The sequence below is a fragment of the Streptomyces sp. NPDC049915 genome, assembly GCF_040656475.1.
Taxonomy (GTDB): domain Bacteria; phylum Actinomycetota; class Actinomycetes; order Streptomycetales; family Streptomycetaceae; genus Streptomyces.
Genome location: NZ_JBFAMH010000007.1, coordinates 119,035 through 138,356 on the forward strand (window position 1 = coordinate 119,035; position 19,322 = coordinate 138,356).

At 71.9% G+C, this 19,322-nt stretch carries 19 protein-coding genes; 3 read left to right on the forward strand and 16 right to left on the reverse strand.

Annotated features, from left to right (window positions below; genetic code table 11):
• Nucleotide 1 precedes the first annotated feature (1 nt).
• The 8 genes from AB0J12_RS14865 to hrcA all read right to left on the reverse strand — a co-directional run bounded on the left by AB0J12_RS14865 (nucleotide 2) and on the right by hrcA (nucleotide 6,417).
• On the reverse strand, nucleotides 2-907 hold the full coding sequence (locus AB0J12_RS14865; protein WP_363264687.1) for a ribonuclease Z: 906 nt from the start codon (nucleotides 905-907) through the stop codon (nucleotides 2-4).
• Nucleotides 908-912: 5 nt separating this feature from the next.
• Complete coding sequence (locus AB0J12_RS14870) at nucleotides 913-1,266, reverse strand: histidine triad nucleotide-binding protein (RefSeq protein WP_363264688.1); 354 nt, start codon at nucleotides 1,264-1,266, stop codon at nucleotides 913-915.
• A 74-nt stretch (nucleotides 1,267-1,340) separates the two neighbouring features.
• Nucleotides 1,341-1,856: a hypothetical protein gene (locus AB0J12_RS14875; protein ID WP_363264689.1), complete on the reverse strand. Its 516-nt coding sequence runs from the start codon at nucleotides 1,854-1,856 to the stop codon at nucleotides 1,341-1,343.
• 60 nt (nucleotides 1,857-1,916) lie between these two features.
• A complete protein-coding gene (locus AB0J12_RS14880) occupies nucleotides 1,917-2,309 on the reverse strand; it encodes a VOC family protein (protein WP_363264690.1) in 393 nt (130 codons plus the stop codon).
• A gap of 16 nt (nucleotides 2,310-2,325) precedes the next feature.
• Nucleotides 2,326-3,072 carry a 16S rRNA (uracil(1498)-N(3))-methyltransferase gene (locus AB0J12_RS14885; protein ID WP_363264691.1) on the reverse strand — a complete coding sequence of 249 codons (747 nt, stop codon included), beginning with the start codon at nucleotides 3,070-3,072 and terminating at the stop codon, nucleotides 2,326-2,328.
• The gene (locus AB0J12_RS14890; protein ID WP_363264692.1) at nucleotides 3,069-4,151 is read right to left on the reverse strand and encodes a nitronate monooxygenase; all 1,083 of its coding nucleotides are present in this window, start codon (nucleotides 4,149-4,151) and stop codon (nucleotides 3,069-3,071) included. Before AB0J12_RS14890 ends, AB0J12_RS14885 begins: the two co-directional genes overlap by 4 nt.
• A 112-nt stretch (nucleotides 4,152-4,263) precedes the next feature.
• Nucleotides 4,264-5,400 (reverse strand): molecular chaperone DnaJ, encoded by a 1,137-nt coding sequence (dnaJ, locus tag AB0J12_RS14895; RefSeq protein ID WP_363264693.1) that lies wholly within the window; start codon nucleotides 5,398-5,400, stop codon nucleotides 4,264-4,266.
• Nucleotides 5,401-6,417, reverse strand: a complete 1,017-nt coding sequence (gene hrcA, locus AB0J12_RS14900) for a heat-inducible transcriptional repressor HrcA (RefSeq protein ID WP_363264694.1) — start codon at nucleotides 6,415-6,417, stop codon at nucleotides 5,401-5,403.
• A gap of 162 nt (nucleotides 6,418-6,579) precedes the next feature.
• Between hrcA and AB0J12_RS14905 the strand changes: the two genes are divergently transcribed.
• Both AB0J12_RS14905 and AB0J12_RS14910 read left to right on the forward strand, forming a co-directional pair.
• Entirely contained in the window at nucleotides 6,580-7,308 is a 729-nt protein-coding gene (locus tag AB0J12_RS14905) for an MBL fold metallo-hydrolase (RefSeq protein ID WP_363264695.1), read from the forward strand.
• A gap of 42 nt (nucleotides 7,309-7,350) precedes the next feature.
• Nucleotides 7,351-8,160, forward strand: coding sequence for a DUF3097 domain-containing protein (locus AB0J12_RS14910; RefSeq protein WP_363264696.1), 810 nt, complete (start codon nucleotides 7,351-7,353; stop codon nucleotides 8,158-8,160).
• Between the two features lie 24 nt (nucleotides 8,161-8,184).
• Here the strand turns inward: AB0J12_RS14910 and hemW are convergent, their stop codons facing one another.
• The 4 genes from hemW to lepA form a co-directional block, all read right to left on the reverse strand.
• Nucleotides 8,185-9,417, reverse strand: coding sequence for a radical SAM family heme chaperone HemW (hemW, locus tag AB0J12_RS14915; RefSeq protein ID WP_363264697.1), 1,233 nt, complete (start codon nucleotides 9,415-9,417; stop codon nucleotides 8,185-8,187).
• Nucleotides 9,418-9,445: 28 nt separating this feature from the next.
• Nucleotides 9,446-11,338: a SpoIIE family protein phosphatase gene (locus AB0J12_RS14920; protein ID WP_363264698.1), complete on the reverse strand. Its 1,893-nt coding sequence runs from the start codon at nucleotides 11,336-11,338 to the stop codon at nucleotides 9,446-9,448.
• 225 nt (nucleotides 11,339-11,563) lie between these two features.
• Nucleotides 11,564-13,438, reverse strand: coding sequence for an AMP-dependent synthetase/ligase (locus tag AB0J12_RS14925; RefSeq protein WP_363264699.1), 1,875 nt, complete (start codon nucleotides 13,436-13,438; stop codon nucleotides 11,564-11,566).
• Between the two features lie 253 nt (nucleotides 13,439-13,691).
• Complete coding sequence (gene lepA / locus AB0J12_RS14930) at nucleotides 13,692-15,560, reverse strand: translation elongation factor 4 (protein ID WP_363264700.1); 1,869 nt, start codon at nucleotides 15,558-15,560, stop codon at nucleotides 13,692-13,694.
• 241 nt (nucleotides 15,561-15,801) lie between these two features.
• Between lepA and rpsT the strand changes: the two genes are divergently transcribed.
• On the forward strand, nucleotides 15,802-16,068 hold the full coding sequence (gene rpsT / locus AB0J12_RS14935) for a 30S ribosomal protein S20 (RefSeq protein WP_225100940.1): 267 nt from the start codon (nucleotides 15,802-15,804) through the stop codon (nucleotides 16,066-16,068).
• A 211-nt stretch (nucleotides 16,069-16,279) separates the two neighbouring features.
• Here the strand turns inward: rpsT and AB0J12_RS14940 are convergent, their stop codons facing one another.
• The 4 genes from AB0J12_RS14940 to AB0J12_RS14955 form a co-directional block, all read right to left on the reverse strand.
• Nucleotides 16,280-16,678, reverse strand: coding sequence for a nuclear transport factor 2 family protein (locus tag AB0J12_RS14940; RefSeq protein ID WP_363264701.1), 399 nt, complete (start codon nucleotides 16,676-16,678; stop codon nucleotides 16,280-16,282).
• 323 nt (nucleotides 16,679-17,001) lie between these two features.
• Complete coding sequence (holA, locus tag AB0J12_RS14945) at nucleotides 17,002-17,991, reverse strand: DNA polymerase III subunit delta (protein WP_363264702.1); 990 nt, start codon at nucleotides 17,989-17,991, stop codon at nucleotides 17,002-17,004.
• A gap of 85 nt (nucleotides 17,992-18,076) precedes the next feature.
• Entirely contained in the window at nucleotides 18,077-18,322 is a 246-nt protein-coding gene (locus tag AB0J12_RS14950) for a hypothetical protein (RefSeq protein WP_363264703.1), read from the reverse strand.
• A gap of 157 nt (nucleotides 18,323-18,479) precedes the next feature.
• Nucleotides 18,480-19,322, reverse strand: coding sequence for an arylamine N-acetyltransferase (locus AB0J12_RS14955; RefSeq protein ID WP_363264704.1), 843 nt, complete (start codon nucleotides 19,320-19,322; stop codon nucleotides 18,480-18,482).

The window sequence follows — 19,322 nt, forward strand, 5'->3', positions numbered from 1 at the left end:
GTCACCGACGCTTCGGAACCGGCACCCGGAGCAGATCATGGGCCACGGTCAGCTCCCCCTCGAAGCCGGCGGCCCGCGCCTGCCGCTCGAACTCCTCCGGCTCCGAGTAGCGCTGGCTGAAGTGGGTGAGCACCAGGTGCCGCACTCCGGCGTCCCGGGCCACCCGAGCCGCCTGACCGGCCGTCAGGTGCCCGTGGTCGGCGGCGAGGCGGGCGTCCTCGTCGAGGAAGGTGGACTCGATGACGAGCAGATCGCACCCCTCGGCCAGGGCGTGCACGCCGTCGCACAACCGGGTGTCCATGACGAAGGCGAACCGCTGCCCGCGGCGCACCTCGCTGACGTCCTCCAGCCGCACCCCGCCGAGCGCGCCCTCACGCTGGATGCGTCCGACGTCGGGCCCCTTGATCCCGTGCGCGGCGAGCCTGTCGGGCAGGATGCGCCGCCCGTCGGGCTCGACGACGCGGTACCCGAAGGACTCCACGGGGTGGGACAGGCGGCGCGCCTCGAGCGTGTAGCCCTCGGTCCGCGCGATCACCCCGTCCCCGGCCACCGGCGCCTCGGTGATCGGCACGGTCTCCCGGTAGGCCGTGGCGTACCGCAGCCGGTCGAAGAACCGCTGCCCGGAGCGCGGGTAGTGGGCGGTGACGTCGTGCGGGACCTGGTCGAGGTTGATCCGCTGGATCACCCCGGCCAGTCCCAGCGAGTGGTCCCCGTGGAAGTGCGTGACGCACAGCCGGTTCAGGTCGTGGGCGGCGACCCCGGCGCGCAGCATCTGGCGCTGCGTGCCCTCGCCGGGGTCGAAGAGGATGCCCTCGCCGTCCCAGCGCAGCAGATAGCCGTTGTGGTTGCGGTGCCGGGTCGGGACCTGGCTGGCGGTGCCGAGGACGACCAGTTCGCGGACGGACACGGCGGCTACCCGGGCGGCCAGTTCAGCCCGCGCCCGCCGAGGACGTGGGCGTGCGCGTGCCAGACGGTCTGCCCCGCGCCGCTGCCGGTGTTGAACACGATCCGGTAGCTGTCCAGCTTCTCCTGATCGGCCACCGCCTGCGTCTCGCGCAGCACGTCCGCGGCCAGCTCGGGCGCCTCGGCGGCGAGCGCGGCGGCGTCCCTGTGGTGGGCCTTGGGGATCACCAGGACGTGGGTGGGCGCCTGGGGGTTGATGTCACGGAAGGCGATGGTCGTCTCCGTCTCACGGACGAGCGTCGCCGGGACGCTGCCCGCGACGATCTTGCAGAACAAGCAGTCGTCCTGCGGCTCCCCTGCCATGCGTGTGCCTCCTCGCGCCGGGATGATCGCGTACGGAGGCATCGTAGCGAGTGGCTACGACAGTGCCGGCGCCGTCACTTGCCCTGCACGGGCCAGCACGTCGGATCGCCCTGGCACCAGATGGTCCGCGTGACGGTCACGGTGACCGTCGGCCGCGCCGGCCCGGGGCCGTTCCCCGGCGGCCTGACGGGTGACGGGGTGGCGTTGCAGTTGCCCAGCCCGCTCACATGGAACACCTGCTTCCCGCCGACCTTGGCGGTCAGATCCCCGCGCACACAGGCCCCGTCGACAGCCCGGGTCACCTTCCCGGTGACGGCGATGTCCCTGCCGTCCTTGGTCTGTCCCCGGCAGTCGACGGTGGCGACGGTGTCCGCGGTGGCGGAGGGCGTGGCCCCCCGGTCGCCGTAACCGGCCGTGCAGGTCAGCCAGCGCACGTCCACGTGCTGCCGCTGAAGCTCCTTGGTCGCGGTCTGGTCGGTGGTGTAGGCGACGGCGGCCGAACCGAGCCCACCGGGATCACAGGCCGCGACTCCACCGACGACCACGACGAGAAGGCCGACAGCGGAGGAAAGACGCCTCGAACCGCGCATGCTCAGCAGCGTCCCACCACCGCCCGCCGGACGGAAGACCGCATACGGCCACCGGGCGGGTCAACCGCGCAGCAGCAGCCACTCCTGCAACTCCACCAAGTTCCCCTCGGGGTCCTTCAGACGGGCGACGCGCATCCGGTCCGTCATCGGGGCCGGGCCGTGCAGCAGCACGGCCCCGCGTGCGGTGATCTCCTCGCAGTACGCGTCCAGGCCGTCCACCCGCAGCACCACCAGCGACCGGTGTCCCGCCGCCGTCTCCCCCAACTCGCCCAGCACGGACACCATCATCGCCCGGTCCTGCAAGGCGATCCCCGCGGACCCCACGGTGGGGCTGAACTTCTCGTACGGCCCCGAAGCCGCCCCCGACTGCGGCTTCAGCCCCAGCACGTCGGCGTAGAAGCGGTAACACGCGGAGAAGTCGGTGACCAGCAGCCGCACTTGAGCCAGTTCCACGAGGCAACCCCCCAGGTCAGGACCACCGCCCGGTACGGCCGAGCAGCAGCGCCGCGGCCGCCGTCCCGGCGGTCGACGTACGCAACACCGTAGGCCCCAGGACGTACGGCGTGGCACCCGCCTGACCGAACAGCGCCAACTCGTCCCCGGCCACGCCCCCTTCGGGGCCGACGACCAGCACGATCTCCCCGGATGCGGGCAGCTCGGCCGTCGCCAGCGGCTCACTGTCGACGTCGAAGTCGGAGTGCAGGACCCCGGCGAAGTCCGCCGTGGCCAAAAGTGCCGCGACCTGCTTGGTCGTCGCCGTGTCCGCGACCTCCGGGAACCGCACCCGCCGGGACTGCTTGCCCGCCTCCCGTGCGGTGTTGCGCCACTTGCCGAGCGCCTTCAGCCCCCGCTCGCCCTTCCACTGCGTGATGCACCGCGCCGCCTGCCACGGCACGATCGCGTCCACCCCGACCTCGGTCATGGTCTCCACGGCCAGCTCGCCCCGGTCGCCCTTGGGCAGGGCCTGCACCACGGTGATCCGCGGCGCCGGCGCGGGCTCCTCCTCGACCGACGGGACGTCGACGATCAGCCGGTCCTTGCCCTCCGCCCCGGTCACCGTGCACAGCGCGTACCGCCCGGCGCCGTCCGTGAGGACGACCTCCTCGCCCACCTGCAGCCGCTTGACCGAGACGGCGTGCCGCCCCTCGGGCCCGTCGAGGACGAACCGGCCCCGGTCCGTCCCGAACGACTCGACGACGAAGACGGGCGCCGTCATCGCACCTCACCCCCGTGGCTCCCGGCCGACAACGCTGTCCGCGCCGCCCGGACTTCGCCGACCAGCAGCTCCACCAGCCGCCCGGCCGGCAGGGCCCGGGCCAGCCGGTGCCCCTGTCCCGCCCAGAGCGCCATGCCCTGCGCGTCGCCCGCCTTCGCGGCGGCCTTGCGCAGCGGCGCGGTCAGATGGTGGATCTCCGGGTAGGCGGCCGGTGCGTACGGGCCGTGTTCGCGCAGGAACCGGTTGACCAGCCCGCGCGCCGGTCTGCCGGAGAACGCCCGGGTCAGCTCGGTCCGCACGAACAGCGGGTTGGTCAACGCGTCCTTGTGCACGGCGTGCGCCCCGGACTCCTCCGTCGCGAGGAACGCCGTGCCGAGCTGGGCGGCGCTCGCCCCCGCCGCGAGCGCCGCGGCGATCTGGCTGCCCCGCATCAGTCCGCCCGCGGCGACCACCGGGATCGACACGGCCTCCCGCACCTGCGCCAGCAACGCCAGCAGTCCGATCCCCGAGCCGTCGTTCTCCGGTACGTCCCGGTGCGTGCCCTGATGGCCGCCGGCCTCCACACCCTGTGCGATCACCGCGTCGGCGCCGGAGTGCTGCACGGCGACCGCCTCGTCCGCGGTCGTGGCGGTGACCATCACGAAGGTGCCGACCCGGTGGAGGGAGTCGACGACGTCACGGCTCGGCACGCCGAAGTGGAAGGAGACCACCGGCACCGGGTCGTCCCGCAGCACGGCGAGCTTCGCCTCGTAGCCGTCGTCCCGCCCGCTGTCGGGGTCGCCCAGCTCGGTCTCGTACCAGGTGGCCTCCCCGGCCAGCTGGTGCGCGTAGACGTCGACGGCACCGGATTCGGCGTACTGCGGCTGCGGCATGAAGACGTTGACCCCGAAGGAGCGGTTCGTCAGGCTCCGCAACTGCTTGATCTCCTGGTACATCCCGTCGGCGGTCTTGTACCCGGCGGCGAGGAAGCCCAGCCCGCCCGCCTCGCAGACGGCGGCGGCGAGCGGCGGGACGGAGACGCCGCCCGCCATGGGAGCCTGCACGATCGGATGGGGGAAGAGATCGGTCAGGGAGGACATGACGGCATGGTGTCACGTCCCCCGAACAAGTCCGAACCCACCCGTCCTCTTGGCATAGGCCACAGGAACGGGCCGGTGGCCGGGCGGAGAACCACCCGGCCACCGCAGTCGGTCACCGCCCGTTGAACGCGTCCTTCAACCGCGAGAACAGCCCCTGCTGCCCGGGCTGGAACTGGCCCGTGGGCCGTTCCTCGCCGCGGAGCTTGGCCAGCTCGCGCAGCAGGCGCTCCTGCTCGGGGTCGAGCTTGGTCGGCGTCTGGACCTCGACGTGCACGATCAGATCGCCGCGGCCGCCGCCCCGCAGATGCGTGACACCGCGGTCGTGCAGCGGGATCGACTGGCCGGACTGGGTGCCGGGCCGGATGTCGACCTCCTCCATGCCGTCCAGCGTCTCCAGCGGCACCTTCGTGCCGAGCGCCGCTGCCGTCATCGGGATCGTCACCGTGCAGTGCAGATCGTCGCCGCGCCGCTGGAAGGTCTGGTGCGGCAGCTCGTGGATCTCGACGTAGAGGTCACCGGCGGGACCGCCGCCGGGCCCGACCTCGCCCTCGCCGGCGAGCTGGATGCGGGTGCCGTTGTCGACACCGGCCGGGATCTTCACCGTCAGCGTCCGCCGCGAGCGCACCCGGCCGTCACCGGCGCACTCCGGGCACGGGTTCGGCACGATCGTGCCGAAGCCCTGGCACTGCGGACACGGCCGCGAGGTCATGACCTGGCCCAGGAAGGACCGGGTGACCTGCGAGACCTCACCGCGGCCGCGGCACATGTCACACGTCTGCGCGGAGGTGCCCGGCGCGGCGCCCTCACCCGAGCAGGTGGAACACACGATCGCGGTCTCGACCTGGATGTCCTTGGTCGTGCCGAAGGCCGCCTCGTCCAGCTCGACCTCGACCCGGATCATCGCGTCCTGGCCCCGGCGGGTGCGCGAGCGCGGCCCGCGCTGCGACGCCGTACCGAAGAACGCGTCCATGATGTCCGAGAAGTTCCCGAAGCCGCCCGCGCCGAAGCCGCCCGCGCCGGCGCCACCGGCCTGCGAGAGCGGGTCGCCGCCGAGGTCGTAGACCTGCTTCTTCTGCGGGTCCGACAGCACCTCGTAGGCGGCGTTGATCTCCTTGAACCGCTCCTGCGTCTTCGGATCGGGGTTGACGTCCGGGTGCAGCTCGCGAGCGAGCCGCCTGAACGCCTTCTTGATCTCATCCTGCGACGCGTCGCGGCGCACGCCGAGTACGGCGTAGTAGTCCGTGGCCACCTACGACTCCGCCAGGATCTGTCCGACGTACCGTGCCACTGCGCGTACCGCTCCCATCGTTCCCGGGTAGTCCATGCGGGTCGGTCCGACCACGCCGAGCTTGGCGACAGCCTCGCCGCCCGAACCGTAGCCGACCGACACGACGGACGTGGAGTTGAGTCCTACGTGGGCGTTCTCATGACCGATACGGACGGTCACGCCCGGATCCTTCGCCTCGCCGAGCAGCTTCAGGAGGACGACCTGCTCCTCCAGCGCCTCCAGCACCGGCCGGATCGTGAGGGGGAAGTCGTGCGAGAACCGCGTCAGATTGGCGGTGCCGCCGATCATCAGCCGTTCCTCGTTCTCCTCGACGAGCGTCTCCAGCAGCGTGGACAGCACCATCGAGACCGTGCCGCGGTCCTCCATTTCGAAGGCCTCCGGCAGATCCTCCACCAGCTTCGGCACATCCGTGAAACGGCGGCCCGCGACCCGGCTGTTCAGCCGGGCCCTGAGGTCCGCCAGCGAGGCCTCGCCGAACGGTGCCGGGCAGTCCACCATGCGCTGCTCGACCCGGCCGGTGTCGGTGATCAGCACCAGCATCACCCGCGCGGGCGCGAGCGACAGCAGTTCCACGTGCCGCACGGTCGAGCGGGTCAGCGACGGGTACTGCACGACGGCGACCTGCCGGGTGAGCTGCGCCAGCAGCCGCACCGTACGGGCCACCACGTCGTCGAGATCGACGGCGCCCTCGAGGAAGTTCTGGATCGCGCGCCGCTCCGGTCCGGTCATCGGCTTCACACCGGCCAGCTTGTCGACGAACAGCCGGTAGCCCTTGTCGGTGGGGATGCGCCCCGCGCTGGTGTGCGGCTGCGCGATGTAGCCCTCGTCCTCCAGGGCCGCCATGTCGTTGCGGACCGTCGCCGGGGAGACGCCCAGGTTGTGCCGCTCCGTCAGTGCCTTCGAGCCGACCGGCTCCTCGGTGCCGACGTAGTCCTGGACGATGGCGCGCAGCACCTGAAGCCTTCGCTCACTCAGCATCGCGCACACCTCCAGAAGTCTTCCCTCGGCATCTTCCCTGACATCTCCCTGGCACTCTGCGCGTCCGAGTGCCAGACGTCCCCGGGCCAGTGTACGGCGGTGGGGTACGCCCCCGGCAAGGCTGGTCATACTGCACGGCCGGTTGGGGCTAGCGTCGCGGGTATGACGGTGACTTGGGAAGAGCTGGGGTGGGAACGGCTGGCGGCAGGGGTCGGACGGTGCCGGCTGCCGGGCTGGGACTGCACGGCGGGGCTGGTCGTCGGCGCCGGCACGGCGCTCATGGTCGACGCCGGATCCAGCCTCGCGGAAGGGGCCCGGCTGCGCACTCAGGCCGAGCGGCTCGCCGGTCACGGTGTGACCCATCTCGCGCTCACCCATCCCCACTTCGACCACGTCTTCGGTGCGGCGGCGTTCGAGGGCGCGGAGGTCTTCGGTGCCGTCGGGATCGAGTCGGTGCTCACCCCGCGCGGCCGCGAGGAGCTGCGCGCGGACGCGGTGACCAACGGCCTGGACGCGCGGGACGCCCAGAAGGCCGCGGCGGCCCTCGCACCGGCCCGGCACCACGTCAGCGGCGAGTGGACCCTCGACCTCGGCGACGGCCGCCAGGTGCTGCTCGCCAACGTGGGTCCCGGGCACACCGCCCACGATCTCGCCGTCCTGGTCCCGGGCGAGCGGGAGGTGGTGTTCTGCGGTGACCTCGTCGAGGAGTCCGGCGAGCCGCAGGCGGGCCCCGACGCCGTACCGTCGCACTGGCCGGACGCGCTGGACCGGCTGCTGTCGCTCGGCGGCGAGGACGCGCTGTACGTGCCCGGTCACGGAGCGGTGGTGGACGCGGCGTTCGTGCGGGCGCAGCGGGACGTGCTGGTGGCCCGCTTCGGCGTGTCGCGCTGATCCGCGCCCCTGCGGGCCCGGAGTTCTCCTATCGTCATCCGAATGCGGCAGTACTCCCCCGACCTGACCCCGCCCTGGAAGAAGAAGCCCCAGGCCGCCCCCGAGGTCCCGGCCGAGCCGGGCCTGGTGGTGGAGGAGCCCGGCAGCGGCTTCTGCGGCGCGGTGATCCGCTGCGAGGCAGGCACGGTCACCCTGGAGGACCGCTTCGGCAAGCACCGGGTGTTCCCGCTCCAGCCGCGCGGTTTCCTGCTGGAGGGCCGGGTGGTGACGCTGGTCAGGCCCGCCCCGGCGGCTCCGGTGCGGCCCGGTCGTACCGCTTCCGGTTCGGTCGCCGTGCCCGGCGCCCGCGCGCGAGTGGCCCGCGCCGGCCGGATCTACGTCGAGGGACGGCACGACGCGGAGCTGGTGGAGAAGGTCTGGGGTGACGACCTGCGCATCGAAGGCGTCGTCGTGGAGTACCTGGAGGGCGTCGACGACCTGCCGGCGATCGTGGAGTCCTTCGCCCCGGATGCGGACGCGCGTCTCGGCGTCCTGGTGGACCATCTGGTGCCGGGCACGAAGGAATGGCGGATCACCGAGGCGGTGACCAGTGAGCACGCGCTGGTGGTGGGCCACCCCTACGTGGACATCTGGCAGGCGGTGAAGCCGTCGGCGCTGGGCATCCAGGCGTGGCCGGTGATCCCGCGCGGCCAGGACTGGAAGACCGGCGTGTGCCGGGCCCTGGGCTGGCCGGAGAACACGGGCGCGGCCTGGCAGGCGATCCTCGGCCGGGTGCGGTCGTACAAGGACCTGGAGCCGGAGCTGCTCGGCAAAGTGGAGCAGCTGATCGATTTCGTCAGCGAACCCGGTTAGGTCAGTCCGCCAGACTCGTGCAGGTCAGTCCACCAGGTCCCGCACCACCGCGTCCGCCAGCAGGCGCCCGCGCAGGGTCAGCACCGCGTGGCCCTCGGCGTACGGCTGTGCCTGGAGCAGTCCGTCGGACAGGGCGCGGTCGGCGGCCCGGCGGCCGTCGGTCTTCAGCAGGTCCAGCGGTACGCCCTCGCGCAGTCGCAGCTCCAGCAGGATGCGCTCGACGCGCAGGTCCTCCTCGCTCAGGATCTCGCGCCCGGCGCCCGGGGAGCGGCCCGCGGCCAGCGCCGCCGCGTAGGCGCCCGGGTGCTTGACGTTCCACCAGCGCACCCCGCCGACGTGGCTGTGGGCGCCCGGGCCCGCGCCCCACCAGTCGGCGCCGCGCCAGTACAGCTCGTTGTGCAGGCAGCGGCCCGCCTCGGAGGTGGCCCAGTTGGACACCTCGTACCAGTCGAAGCCCGCCGCGGAGAGGGTCTCCTCGGCGATGAGGTAGCGGTCGGCGTGCACGTCGTCGTCGGTCATCGGGACCTCGCCGCGCCGGATGCGCCGGGCGAGCTGCGTGCCCTCCTCGACGATGAGCGCGTACGCGCTGACGTGGTCGGGACCGGCGCCGATCGCGGCGTCCAGCGAGGCCCGCCAGTCGTCGTCGGACTCCCCGGGCGTGCCGTAGATCAGGTCGAGGTTGACGTGCTCGAAGCCCGCCGCGCGCGCCTCGGCCACGCACGCCTCCGGGCGGCCGGGGGTGTGGGTGCGGTCGAGGATCTTCAGCACGTGCTGCCGGGCGCTCTGCATGCCGAAGGAGATCCGGTTGAAGCCGCCCTCACGGAGGGTGGCGAGATAGGCCGGGTCGACGGACTCGGGGTTCGCCTCCGTCGTGATCTCCGCGTCCGGCGCGAGGCCGAACTCGTCACGGATCGCCGCCAGCATCCGCACCAGGTCGCCGGCGGCCAGCAGGGTGGGCGTACCGCCGCCGACGAACACCGTGCGCACGGGGCGCGGGTCGTCGCCGAGCACCTTGCGGGCGAGGCGGATCTCGTCGGTGAGGGTGTCGGCGTAGTTGTCGCGGGAGGCCAGCACTCCGCCCGTGCCGCGCAGCTCGGTCGCCGTGTAGGTGTTGAAGTCGCAGTAGCCGCAGCGGGTCGCGCAGTAGGGCACATGCAGATAGAACCCGAGGGGCCGCTCGGCGGCGCCGGCGAGCGCGGACGCGGGCAGCGCGCCGTCGTCGGGGACGGGCTCGCCGTCGGGGAGTGCGGAAGGCATGTCTCCCATTGTCCAGGACGGCGGAAGGTTACTCCGCCTGGAGGACCAGCAGTGCCAGGTCGTCCTCCGGCGGCTGCCCGCCGAACTCGTGCACCAGCCGGCTGATCCGCTCGGCGACGAGGTCCGCGTCGAGGCCGGTGCAGCCGGCGAGCGCGCGGGCCAGCCCGTCGCCGTCGTCGAACTGGTCGGGGCCGTTGCGCCGCTCGGTCACCCCGTCGGTGACGCACAGCAGGGTGTCGCCGGGCCGCAGCTCGATCGTCTCGCTGGTGTACGTCTCGTCCTCGACGACGCCGAGCAGGGTCTGCGGGCGCGCGGCGGTACGGACGTCGCCGCCGGGGCCGAGGACCAGCGGCAGCGGGTGCCCCGCGGAGGCCAGGGTGCAGCGGACGCCGCCCTCGTACGGCAGCAGCTCGCCGTAGAGCAGGGACAGGAAACGGGTCTGCGGGCCGTCCCCGGGGGCGACGGGACCGGCGAAGGCGCGGGCGGCGGCGTCGGCGGCCTCGGTGGCGTCGTCGAGGAGGAGCTGGTTGAGGCGGTCGAGGACGTCGGCGACGCCGTAGCCCTCGCGGGCCAGCAGCCGCAGCCAGGGCCGGGCCAGTCCGATCACGACGGCGGCCTCGGGGCCCTTGCCCTGGACGTCGCCGACGGCGAAGCACCAGCGGCCGTGCCCGGCCGGGAAGACGTCGTAGAAGTCGCCGCTGGGGCCGCCCTTGTCGCAGGGCTCGTAGACGAGCGCGGTGCGCACTCCGGGGATCTCGGCGACGGCGCCGGGCAGCAGGCCGCGCTGGAGGACGGCGCTGATGGTGGCCTGCCGGGCGTACTGGCGGGCGGCGCCGATGGCGAGCGCGACACGGCGGCTGAGGTCCTCGACGAGTCCGGTGACCTCGTCGGGGAAGCGCAGCAGTCCGGTGCGGCCGATGACGAGGGTGCCGAGCGGGCGGCCGCCGGCGACGAGACGGTAGGCGAGGGCGGCGCCGTGCGGGCCGAGCGCGGCCCCCGGCCAGGGGTAGGGCAGCGGACCGGGGGAGGCGGGGCCGGGCGGGCGGGGCGGTTCCTTCTCCAGGGCCTGGCACAGCTCCTCGACGAGGTGCTCGCTGCTGTGCCACACCCGGGCCGGCCGTACGCCGGGTCCGCCGCCGTCGGCCCAGCCGCGCCCGGTGACCTCGTCCTCCAGCCACACCGCGCACCAGTCGGCGAGGCGGGGCACGACGAGCTGGCCGGTGAGGGAGGCGACGAGGTCCTCGTCGAGCTGTCCGGCGAGCAGGTCGGAGGCCTCGGCGAGGAAGGACAGGGCGCCGCGGCCGAGCCAGTCCCGGTCGCTGTCGGCGCCGCGCGGGTCGGGGGCGAGGACCCCGGCGAGCCGGAGGGCGTCGCCGAGGGCGTGGTCGCCGGAGTCGCCGCGGTGCGGGCGGTCGTCGGGGTGGGCGCGGTCCTCGGACTCCGGGGTGAGCCGGGCCCACACCGTCTTGGCGGTACGGCGGTAGGTGACGCCCCAGGACTCGGCGAGCGCGGCGACCAGGTGCAGTCCGCGCCCGTACTCCGGCTCCGGTGTCCCGTCGTCGGCCGCGGTGTCGCGCGGGGCGCGGGCGGGGTGCCGGTCGGTCACCTCGACGACGACGGCACCGGCCGGCTCCAGCCGGCAGTGCAGTTCGACGTCGGTGCCCGCGTGCACGACGGCGTTGGTGACGAGCTCGCTGACGAGGAGGGCGGCGTCCTGCGCGAGCCGCTCGGTGAGCCGGTCGGCGCCGGGCAGGGCGAGGCCGGTCCACTCGGCCAGCGCCGCGCGGACCATGCCGCGGGCGGTGCCGGGCGCGAGTTCGCTGCCGGGCAGGAGGGCGTGCGCCCGCGCGCGGCTGTCGGTGTGCGCGGGCGCGGCACCGGTCAGGACCTCGGTCTCGCGCTGCGTCGGTACGACCCCCATCGACAACTCCCCGAACGGTCCGGCTGGATATCTGTCGGTCGATGGCGACAGGGTGACAGACCGGACCGGCGCATAAGCGTGGAGTTACCGAACTGGGTCGCGATGCGTGTGAACCAGGGCGCGCGCATGCCCGGATCCGGACAGAAAGAGTCCGGATCCGGGCATCCCGCGTTCACAAGGCGTCCGCCGCTGGACTATGCCAAACATGTCCCCGGCGTCACCGGTCTACGCCTCGCGCGTCCCGGCGTACATCTCGTCCAGCAGGTGCTTGTACTCGCGTTCCACGACCGGCCGCTTCAGCTTCAGGCTCGGGGTGATCTCGCCGTGCTCGACGTCGAGGTCGCGGGGCAGGAGGCGGAACTTCTTGATGGTCTGCCAGCGCTGGAGGCCCTCGTTGAGCTGCTTGACGTAGCCGTCGATCAGCTCGACGGTCTGCGGCGCGGCGACCACCTCGGCGTACGCCTTGCCCGGAAGGCCGTTGTCCTTCGCCCAGTCGAGGATGGCCGGCTCGTCGAGGGCGATGAGGGCGGTGCAGAAGTTCCGGTCGGCGCCGTGGACGAGGATGTTGGAGACGTAGGGGCAGATCGCCTTGAACTGGCCCTCGGCCTCGGCCGGCGCGATGTACTTGCCGCCGGATGTCTTGATCAGGTCCTTCTTGCGGTCGGTGATGCGCAGATAGCCGTCGGGCGACAGCTCGCCGATGTCGCCGGTGTGGAACCAGCCGTCGCTCTCCAGCACCTCGGCGGTCTTGTCGGGCAGCTTGTGGTAGCCCTGCATGATGCCGGGGCCGCGCAGCAGGATCTCGCCGTCGTCGGCGATCCGGACCTCGGTGCCGGGCAGCGGCTTGCCGACGGTGCCGGTGCGGTAGGCCTCGCCGGGGTTGACGAAGGAGGCCGCGGAGGACTCGGTGAGGCCGTAGCCCTCCAGGATGTGGATGCCGGCGCCGGCGAAGAAGTAGCCGATCTCGGGGGCGAGCGCGGCGGAGCCGGAGACACAGGCGCGCAGCCGGCCGCCGAACGCCTCACGGATCTTGCTGTAGACGAGCGTGTCGGCGACCTTGTGCCTGGCGCCGAGGCCGAAGGGCACGGTGCGGTTGCCGGTGCGCCGGAAATTGTCCTGGGAGACCTTGGCGTACTCGCGGGCGACCTCGGAGGCCCACTGGAAGATCTTGTACTTGGCGGCGCCGCCGGCCTTCGCCTTGGCGGCGACCCCGTTGTAGACCTTCTCGAAGATGCGCGGTACGGCGGCCATGTACGTCGGCTGCACGACCGGCAGATTGTCGATGATCTTGTCCACGCGGCCGTCGACGGCGGTGACGTGGCCGACCTCGATCTGGCCGGAGGTGAGCACCTTGCCGAAGACGTGCGCCAAGGGCAGCCACAGGTACTGCACGTCGTCCGCTCCGACCAGCCCGGTCGCGGCGATCGCCTTGGCCATGTACGACCAGTTGTCGTGCGGCAGGCGCACGCCCTTGGGGCGGCCGGTGGTGCCGGAGGTGTAGATGAGGGTGGCGAGCTGGTCGCGGGTGATCTTGCCGACCCGCTCCTTGACCAGCTCGGGCTCCTGCGCGAGACGGGCGGCGCCGCGCTGCTCCAGTTCGGCGAGGGTGAGCACCCAGTCACCGCTCTCGACGCCGGCCGGGTCGATCACCACGACATGGGTGAGGTCGGGCAGCTCGGCACGCCGCTCGACCGCCTTGGCGAGCTGGGCGGCGTTCTCCGCGATGAGGATCTTGCTCTCGGAGTCGGAGAGGATGAACGCCGACTCCTCGGCGTTGGTCTGCGGGTAGATCGTGGTGGTGGCCGCACCCGCGCACATGATGCCGAGGTCGGCGAGGATCCACTCCAGGCGCGTGGAGGAGGCGAGCGCGACGCGCTGCTCCGGCTGGACACCCAGCTCGATCAGCCCGGCCGCGATCGCGTGGACCCGCTCGGCCGCCTGTGACCAGCTGAGGGACTTCCAGGCGTCCGGGCCCTCACCGGAGGCGGCGGGTACCGGATAGCGGTAGGCCTCGGCGTCCGGCGTGGCCGCCACGCGCTCCAGGAAGAGGCCCGCCACGGACGGCGGACGGTTCTCGATCAGGGTAGTTGCGTCGCTCACGACATCCTCCGGGGCCCGCGACAGTGCGGCTGGCGCGACAGTGCGGCTGGTTCCTACCCACGAGACGTTGTTTAACTCGCGAGTAACTATCGGGCAGGGACAGAGTAGAGCCCGACCGCCGCCTGCGTAAGAGCTGACGCCCGGTCGTTTCCCCAGGGGATGGCCCAGGAGAACCCCCAGGGGCCCGGCGCACTTTCGTACGACGGACCCCTGTGTGACCGAATTTGCCGGGGTGGCGAGGCGCTACCGCCGGTTACTTCTTGCCCTTGGCCGATGCCCCGCTGTCATCGCTGGACAGGACGGCGATGAAGGCCTCCTGCGGAACCTCCACAGAACCGACCATCTTCATCCGCTTCTTGCCTTCCTTCTGCTTCTCCAGCAGCTTCCGCTTACGGGAGATGTCACCGCCGTAGCACTTGGCGAGGACGTCCTTGCGGATGGCGCGGATGGTCTCGCGGGCGATCACCCTCGAGCCGATGGCGGCCTGCACCGGCACCTCGAAGGCCTGCCGCGGGATCAGCTCCTTGAGCTTGGCGACGAGCCGCACACCGTACGCGTACGCCTGGTCCCTGTGGGTGATCGCCGAGAAGGCGTCCACCTTGTCGCCGTGCAGCAGGATGTCGACCTTGACCAGGGAGCTGGTCTGCTCGCCGGTGGGCTCGTAGTCGAGGGAGGCGTAGCCGCGGGTCTTGGACTTCAGCTGGTCGAAGAAGTCGAAGACGATCTCGGCGAGCGGCAGCGTGTAGCGGATCTCGACGCGGTCCTCGGAGAGGTAGTCCATGCCGAGCAGGGTGCCGCGCCGGGTCTGGCACAGCTCCATGATCGAGCCGATGAACTCGGTGGGCGCGAGGATGGTGGCCCGCACGACCGGCTCGTACACCTCGCTGATCTTGCCCTCGGGGAACTCGCTCGGGTTGGTGACCGTGTACTCGCTGCCGTCCTCCATGACCACGCGGTAGACCACGTTGGGGGCGGTGGCGATCAGGTCGAGGCCGAACTCGCGCTCCAGGCGCTCGCGGATCACGTCCAGGTGCAGCAGGCCGAGGAAGCCGACGCGGAAGCCGAAGCCGAGCGCGGCGGAGGTCTCCGGCTCGTAGACCAGGGCGGCGTCGTTGAGCTGCAGCTTGTCCAGCGCCTCGCGCAGCTCGGGGTAGTCCGAGCCGTCCAGCGGATACAGACCCGAGAAGACCATCGGCTTGGGGTCCTTGTAACCGCCGAGCGCCTCGGTGGCACCCTTGGACTGGCTCGTGACGGTGTCACCGACCTTGGACTGGCGGACGTCCTTCACACCGGTGATCAGGTAGCCGACCTCGCCGACGCCGAGGCCGTCGGCCGGGAGCATCTCGGGCGAGTTGGTGCCGATCTCCAGCAGCTCGTGGGTGGCGCCCGTCGACATCATCTTGATGCGCTCGCGCTTGCTGAGCTGCCCGTCGATGACACGGACGTACGTCACGACACCGCGGTAGGAGTCGTAGACCGAGTCGAAGATCATGGCGCGCGCGGGGGCGTCCTTGACGCCGACCGGGGCGGGGATCTCGGCGACGACCTTGTCCAGCAGCGTCTCCACACCGAGACCGGTCTTGGCGGAGACCTTCAGCACATCGCCCGGCTCGCAGCCGACGAGGTTCGCGAGCTCCTCGGCGAACTTCTCGGGCTGCGCGGCCGGCAGATCGATCTTGTTCAGCACCGGGATGATCGTGAGGTCGTTCTCCATCGCCAGGTAGAGGTTGGCGAGGGTCTGCGCCTCGATGCCCTGGGCGGCGTCGACGAGGAGGATGGTCCCCTCGCAGGCGGCGAGCGACCGCGAGACCTCGTAGGTGAAGTCGACGTGCCCCGGGGTGTCGATCATGTTGAGGATGTGCGTGTTGCTCTTGTCGTGGGTGGGGGCCCACGGCAGCCGCACCGCCTGGGACTTGATCGTGATGCCGCGCTCGCGCTCGATGTCCATCCGGTCGAGGTACTGAGCACGCATCTGCCGCTGCTCGACGACGCCGGTCAGCTGGAGCATCCGGTCGGCGAGCGTGGACTTGCCGTGGTCGATGTGCGCGATGATGCAGAAATTGCGGATCAGAGCCGGGTCGGTACGGCTCGGCTCGGGCACATGGGAAGGGGTCGCGGGCACGCAGGGTCCTGTCTCTTGAGGCGCCTTATGCCTCGGGTCGGATCGATACGTAGCTTCCATGGTCCCACGGGTGCGGCGCGGTGACCGGTTTGGGCCACTCGAAGGGCCGCTGGTAGTGTAGGTGGCTGTGTCTCTTGCCCTCTCAGCGCGAGGCACATCCCAAGAAATCACCTGGCACGGGACCCGGGGTTCTGTTGTGGAATCCTCCTGGCCCCGCGCCTGAACCTGAAAAGGCTCATTCGTGGCGAACATCAAGTCCCAGATCAAGCGGATCAAGACCAACGAGAAGGCCCGGCTGCGCAACAAGGCCGTCAAGTCCTCCCTGAAGACCGCGATCCGCAAGGCCCGCGAGGCCGCTGCCGCGGGTGACGTCGAGAAGGCCACCGAGCTGCAGCGCGCCGCGGCGCGTGCGCTGGACAAGGCCGTCTCGAAGGGCGTCATCCACAAGAACCAGGCCGCCAACAAGAAGTCGGCGCTGGCTTCCAAGGTCACGTCCCTCCAGGGCTGAGCACCTCTTTTGATCTGACGGGTCCCCGGTAGGGGCCCACTTCGCCGGAGGGGCTCAGAGCGGGCCCTCTCTCATCCGCTCCCGTCCGGCACCCCGAGCCTGTTCGCGGCCTGCGTTCGCCACGCGGGAACGGGCTCATCCGCTTCATCCGACGGCCCCGCCGCCACGCCCTTCCCCAGGGCGGGCGACGGGGCCGTTCGGCATGCGCGCCTCACGTCCAGAACTCGTTGCCCTTGTCGATGTCCGCGACGCACTCGTCGAGATCCGTCATCTTGTCTCCGACGATGCGGAAGACGATGCCTCCGCCGTCCTCGAGGTGCTTGTCCCCCCGGTCCGCGGTGACGCGGTGCACCGACACGGCGTGCCCGCGGCCGTCGACGAACACGTCCTGCAGCTCGACCCGGAAGGATCCGCCCGTCTCCTCGTACAGGCGCCGGTAGTACCCGTCGAGGATCGAGTCGACCCCCTTGTGGTCCCCCGAGAGGGGATGGGAGCCGGGCACGTGGTGCGTACAGTCCCCGGTCATCATGCCGCGCAGGGTGTCCATGTCCCCGCTCTGGAACGCCTCGTAGCCCCTGCGGACCAACGCCGCGTGCGGGTGTTCAGCCATGGCGATCGCCACCTTTCCGTCGTAGGCGATGTGGCTGATACGGCCGATTCTCCTCCGCCGAACGGAGGTGCGCGCCTTTGGGCGCTGGGTCTTACGGGGAGCCCGGCCCCGGGCGCGGTTGCGCGTGGCCTAGCGGCGGCCGACCCGAGGGGCAGTCGGGCGGCCGGGGGGAGCAGTTGGGCGCGTGGTCCCTGGGAGGTGGCCTGCGCGGCTCTTCGTGCCGTCCGCCCAGGAGGAAGAAGCCTGCGTGGCTATCGGAGCCCCCGCCGGGGGGAGCGTGCGTGGCTGACGAAGCCCTCCGACGGAGGGGCGGCCCCGCGCGGCTAGCCGCGGCCTCGGGAGCGGGCCGCTCTGGCGATGGTCACCACGGCCTTCTCCAGGGCGTACTCGGGGTCGTCGCCGCCGCCCTTGACGCCCGCGTCCGCCTCGGCCACCGCGCGCAGCGCCACGGCCACCCCGTCCGGAGTCCAGCCCCGCATCTGCTGGCGCACCCGGTCGATCTTCCACGGCGGCATGCCCAGCTCACGGGCCAGGTCGGCGGGGCGTCCGCCGCGCGCGGAGGACAGCTTGCCGATCGCCCGCACCCCCTGCGCCAGCGCACTGGTGATCATCACCGGCGCGACACCCGTGGCCAGCGACCACCGCAGCGCCTCCAGCGCCTCGGCCGCCCGTCCCTCGACGGCCCGGTCGGCGACGGTGAAGCTGGAGGCCTCGGCCCGGCCGGTGTAGTACCGGCCGACGACGGCCTCGTCGATCGTCCCCTCCACGTCGGCCACCAGCTGCGAGACGGCGGACGCCAGCTCCCGCAGGTCGCTGCCGATCGCGTCGACGAGCGCCTGGCACGCCTCGGGCGTGGCCGAGCGCCCCACGGCCCGGAACTCCTGCCGCACGAAGGCCAGCCGGTCGGCCGGCTTCGTCATCTTCGGGCAGGCGACCTCCCGCGCCCCCACCTTGCGCGCGGCGTCCAGCAGCCCCTTGCCCTTGGCACCGCCGGCGTGCAGCAGCACCAGCGTGATCTCCTCGGCGGGCGCCGACAGATACGCCTTGACGTCCTTGACGGTGTCGGCCGACAGATCCTGCGCGTTGCGTACGACCACGACCTTGCGCTCGGCGAAGAGCGAGGGGGAGGTCAGCTCGGCGAGCGTGCCCGGCTGCACCTGGTCCGGGCTCAGGTCCCGCACGTCCGTGTCGGCGTCGGAGGCCTTGGCGGCGGCCACCACCTCCTGCACGGCACGGTCGAGCAGGAGGTCCTCCTGGCCCACGGCGAGCGTCACGGGGGCGAGAGGGTCGTCATTCGCAGTCTTCCTGGCCATCGCGACAAGCATGGCACGGCGCACTGACAACGCGGGTCACGGCCGTTCCATGACGGCGGCGGCGATCAGCCGGCCGCCTGACGGCTCACGGCTCCTCCCGCCACCCGTCCCACTCCCCCGCGAACGCGTCCAGCTCCCCGGGGTCGAGCCGCTCGTGCTCGTCGCGCAGCACCACCAGCCACTGCGCGTCCTCCGCGTCGTCCTCCCCCGCCAGCGCGTCCCGGACGAGCCGCGGCTCCTCGTCGATCCCGAACCGCTCCCCGAGCGCCTCCGCCGCCTCCTGGGCCGCGTCACGGTCGGGCAGCACCAGCACATGTCTCACATCACTCACGTGCCCATTTTCCGGCAGCCGGGCGGAAGCCGGACGGCGGGGCCGCGGCGACGGACCCCCATACAGATGGGACACCCTCGGGATGCACCCGGACGGTTTCTTCGGGATGCACCCGGACGGTTTCCTCGGGATGCACCCCCGACGGTTTCCTCCGGATTCAGCGATCACCCTTCCCCTCCCGCACCACCGGCACGACGCCCAACTCGATCCCGAACAGCTCCCGATACGCCCCCAGCACCTCGGCATCCCCCTTCAGTTCCCGCTCCCGCCGCGCTCCGTCGGCCGCCGTCGTGGTCAGCCGCCGCCCGCTGAGCGTCACGCGCCCGCCGTCGTCGGTGAGCCGGGAGCACACCAGCGACTGCACGAAGTGCGACCGCGGGGAGGTGCTGTGCCACCAGGCCCCGGTCACGAAGTCACCGAGCACCCGGGGCCGCGCCTCCAGCCGGTACTGCGGGCGGCCGTCCCGCAGCACGTCCAGGTCGGCCGACCCGCCCGGCCCCTCGGCGCCTCCACGCACCCCGGCCGCGTCGGGCCCCGCCTCCGCGATCCGGAACACCCCGCCGGGATCCGGCTGCTCGCCCCGCTCGCCGAACCGCAGCGGAAGGTGACTGTGCGCCCCGAACCCGACGTCGGCCAGCCAGTCGCCGCCGTCCGCCGTGCGCACCCGCAGCGCCAGATGGTCGTAGGGGATGCCGGTCCGCTCGCCGTCCCCGTACACCCGCGCCGCGAGCAGCGTCACCTCGAACCCGAGCGCCGCCAGCAACGCCCCGAAAGCACCGTTGAGTTCGTAACAGAAGCCTCCCCTCTTCGCCCCCACGACCTTGTCCACCAGCCGCTTCTCCTCCAGCACGATCTCCTCCCCGAGGTGGATCGAGAGGTTCTCGAAGGGCACGGTGCGCAGATGCCGCAGGTGCAGTTCCCTCAGGGCGTCGTCGGTGGGCCGGGCCGGGCGCCGGGCGCCCAGTCGGCGGAGATAGGCATCGGCCGGTGCGGAGTCCAT

Coding starts and splice junctions, on each gene's coding strand:
- AB0J12_RS14920 (WP_363264698.1), bottom strand. CDS start 11,338: ATGGGGGTCGTACCGACGCAGCGCGAGACCGAGGTCCTGACCGGTGCC.
- AB0J12_RS14885 (WP_363264691.1), bottom strand. CDS start 3,072: ATGACGGCGCCCGTCTTCGTCGTCGAGTCGTTCGGGACGGACCGGGGC.
- AB0J12_RS14870 (WP_363264688.1), bottom strand. CDS start 1,266: ATGGCAGGGGAGCCGCAGGACGACTGCTTGTTCTGCAAGATCGTCGCG.
- AB0J12_RS14955 (WP_363264704.1), bottom strand. CDS start 19,322: ATGGACTCCGCACCGGCCGATGCCTATCTCCGCCGACTGGGCGCCCGG.
- AB0J12_RS14890 (WP_363264692.1), bottom strand. CDS start 4,151: ATGTCCTCCCTGACCGATCTCTTCCCCCATCCGATCGTGCAGGCTCCC.
- hrcA (WP_363264694.1), bottom strand. CDS start 6,417: ATGCTGAGTGAGCGAAGGCTTCAGGTGCTGCGCGCCATCGTCCAGGAC.
- AB0J12_RS14940 (WP_363264701.1), bottom strand. CDS start 16,678: ATGGCTGAACACCCGCACGCGGCGTTGGTCCGCAGGGGCTACGAGGCG.
- hemW (WP_363264697.1), bottom strand. CDS start 9,417: ATGCCTTCCGCACTCCCCGACGGCGAGCCCGTCCCCGACGACGGCGCG.
- AB0J12_RS14875 (WP_363264689.1), bottom strand. CDS start 1,856: ATGCGCGGTTCGAGGCGTCTTTCCTCCGCTGTCGGCCTTCTCGTCGTG.
- AB0J12_RS14905 (WP_363264695.1), top strand. CDS start 6,580: ATGACGGTGACTTGGGAAGAGCTGGGGTGGGAACGGCTGGCGGCAGGG.
- holA (WP_363264702.1), bottom strand. CDS start 17,991: ATGGCCAGGAAGACTGCGAATGACGACCCTCTCGCCCCCGTGACGCTC.
- AB0J12_RS14910 (WP_363264696.1), top strand. CDS start 7,351: ATGCGGCAGTACTCCCCCGACCTGACCCCGCCCTGGAAGAAGAAGCCC.